Source organism: Streptomyces sp. NPDC001156, from assembly GCF_053598275.1.
Genome location: NZ_JBSFJX010000464.1, coordinates 1 through 2247 on the forward strand (window position 1 = coordinate 1; position 2247 = coordinate 2247).

General features: G+C 67.6%; 4 protein-coding genes and 1 pseudogene. 3 read left to right on the top strand and 2 right to left on the bottom strand.

Annotated features, from left to right (window positions below; all coding sequences use genetic code 11):
- Both ACWDA7_RS52175 and ACWDA7_RS52180 read right to left on the bottom strand, forming a co-directional pair.
- Positions 1 to 378 (bottom strand): annotated as a pseudogene (locus tag ACWDA7_RS52175) (hypothetical protein); the annotation flags it as partial.
- A gap of 162 nt (positions 379 to 540) precedes the next feature.
- Positions 541 to 777, bottom strand: coding sequence for a hypothetical protein (locus tag ACWDA7_RS52180; protein WP_450615172.1), 237 nt, complete (start codon positions 775 to 777; stop codon positions 541 to 543).
- A 217-nt stretch (positions 778 to 994) separates the two neighbouring features.
- Between ACWDA7_RS52180 and ACWDA7_RS52185 the strand changes: the two genes are divergently transcribed.
- The 3 genes from ACWDA7_RS52185 to ACWDA7_RS52195 all read left to right on the top strand — a co-directional run bounded on the left by ACWDA7_RS52185 (position 995) and on the right by ACWDA7_RS52195 (position 2133).
- A complete protein-coding gene (locus tag ACWDA7_RS52185; protein WP_450615174.1) occupies positions 995 to 1207 on the top strand; it encodes a hypothetical protein in 213 nt (70 codons plus the stop codon).
- A gap of 279 nt (positions 1208 to 1486) precedes the next feature.
- Positions 1487 to 1720: a type II toxin-antitoxin system VapB family antitoxin gene (locus ACWDA7_RS52190; protein WP_433134957.1), complete on the top strand. Its 234-nt coding sequence runs from the start codon at positions 1487 to 1489 to the stop codon at positions 1718 to 1720.
- The gene (locus ACWDA7_RS52195) at positions 1717 to 2133 is read left to right on the top strand and encodes a PIN domain-containing protein (RefSeq protein ID WP_450615176.1); all 417 of its coding nucleotides are present in this window, start codon (positions 1717 to 1719) and stop codon (positions 2131 to 2133) included. The genes ACWDA7_RS52190 and ACWDA7_RS52195 overlap by 4 nt, the downstream gene beginning before the upstream one ends.
- Positions 2134 to 2247 lie beyond the last annotated feature (114 nt).

Genomic DNA, 2247 nt, shown 5'->3' on the forward strand with positions numbered 1-2247 from the left:
GCCCCATCGCGGATTCTCGCCGGCGAGTCGCAGTACGAGGCTCTTGAGCGCCGTGGCGGTCGGCGGCCGACCGGTGCGCCTGCGCGCGCTGTAGTTCCACGTCGCGGCGACGAATCGGCGATGCCAGCCGAGCAGGGTGCCCGCAGTGAGCGGGAAGACCTCGCGCCGGCGACACCGAGGTATCAGCCCCGACAAGGCAGCACACGACAACCGATCGACTGGCTCGTAGCGGACCGGGCCGGCCAACTGCCGGCGCAGCACCGCGTTCTCGTGGCGCAGGACGAGAAGCTCAGCGTCTTTCGCCGCATCCCCGCGGAGCAGCAACGGCGGCAGGGAGAGCAACTTCCGGGTCGCCTTGTACAGCAAGGACACGATCACCCGGACATGCTGCCAGCCGATGGACCGTCACCGATGCCACCTGCGACGACGGCTTTTCGAGCGGCACAGGGTCGTCATGACGTGGCGGCCGTGGTGGGGAACGGCGGAGACCCGCGCGGCGGGGTGCCGGCGGGCCTCAGCGTTGGTTGGGCGCTGGGTTGGTCAAGGGCGGCGGGTCTTGCTCAGGATCACGTCCAGGCACCCTCCGGGGAGATCCACAACCCCGTCGAAGTCATCCAGGGTGAGCCCGTGGCGTCCGGCGGCGAACAGCAGGTCCTCCAGCAGGAGCCGGGCGGCCGTACGCTGCTGGGCGGTGATCGGGTCCCCCGGGCGCTTCACCATTGCGATCCGGTCATCAGTGGTGCGGCCCCTGCTGTCCGTGTACGCGGTGTATGTCACTGGTTTGCCGCCTTTCAACGCCGAATCGTCGTACGGGACAGCGCGGCCAACTCCGTGTACGTCACTGGTCTGCCGCCTTCCAGCGCCGAATCGTCGTACAGGACAGCCCGATTAACTCCGTGATCCCGCCATACCGCCGCCCCTTGCCGTCCGCTCACCGGAATACGCCCACCGTACGGGCCCTGCGGCCCTGCGGCCCGGCTGGCACGATGCCCGTATGACGAGCGAGGAGCACACGCTGGAGATGGCAGCCCAGGCCCTGCACGACGCGCAGGAAGCCGTCCACGCGGCCCGCCGGGACCTGACCGCGGCGATCGTGGCCGCATACCAGGGTGGGGAGCCGGCGGCCCGGATCGCGATACGCACCGGTAAGGACATCATGGAGATCCGGAATCTGCTGGCCGCCGCCCAGGCGACACGTCGCAGGTAGCCGCGGCCGCCCAAGACACCGCTCAGGTCACGTCATGAGGCGTCCGTGCGCAGTCGCCGGATCTCGCCGTGAGCCGCCTCCCGGCGCCGGGTCAACTCGCTCTCGGTCGAGCGGAGTTCTATGACCCTGCGTGTGCCGAAAACTCATCCGCGCAGTTCACACTGCGAGTGTCCTTGCAGAGCTGCCGTCGAGCCGCTCACGAATGACCTCTCGCCCGCTATCATTTATTGCGTCGCAATGATATCGTTAAAGTATCGTCTAGGCAATGGAGATTGCATCATGTCTCGTACCGTTATCGATCTCGATGACGCCGTTGTCGAGGAGGTCCGCGCCGCTCTGGGGGTCAACACCAAGGCGGCTGCCGTGCGTGCCGCGCTGCAGGAGGTCGTCAACCGGATCCGGCGGCAGGAGTTCTTCGACGCGATGGACCGCGGCGAGTTCGACTTCAGCGAGATTATCGAGACCACCGGTCCGAAGAACCAGGACGGCACCCTCAAGCGGAACGCCGCGTGACCACCCGCTACCTGATCGACAAGTCCGCCCTGGCGCGCCGCACCAAGCCTGCCGTCCGCGAGGTCGTCGACCCGCTGCACCTGCGGGGACTGCTCGCCATCACCGGGGCAGTCAAGATCGAGATGATGCACAGTGCCCGCGACAAGGCGGAAGCGGCACGGCTGGCCGGTTTCCTGGACGCCTTCGACTACCTGCCCTGCCCCCACGAGGTCTGGGACCGAGCCGTGGAGGTCCAGCAACTCGCCCTGCAAGGCGGGTTCCACCGCGCCCTGTCCATGGCCGACCTGCTCATCTCGGCGACCGCGGAGCGCCACGGTGCCACGGTGCTCCACTACGACGGGGACTTCGAGATGATCGCCTCCCTCACCGGGCAGCCGCACCGCTGGGTAGTCACGCCGGGCACCGCCGACTGACAGGCGGGTCCGTGACTCCTCCACCGTTCCTAGTCAGTGAGCAGGAGTGAGTCTTGTACCCAGTCCTGGTCAACTGGCGCATCCCGAACGGTGGTGGATGCACTGGTCTCCCGC

Coding starts and splice junctions, on each gene's coding strand:
- ACWDA7_RS52185 (WP_450615174.1), top strand. CDS start 995: ATGACGAGCGAGGAGCACACGCTGGAGATGGCAGCCCAGGCCCTGCAC.
- ACWDA7_RS52190 (WP_433134957.1), top strand. CDS start 1,487: ATGTCTCGTACCGTTATCGATCTCGATGACGCCGTTGTCGAGGAGGTC.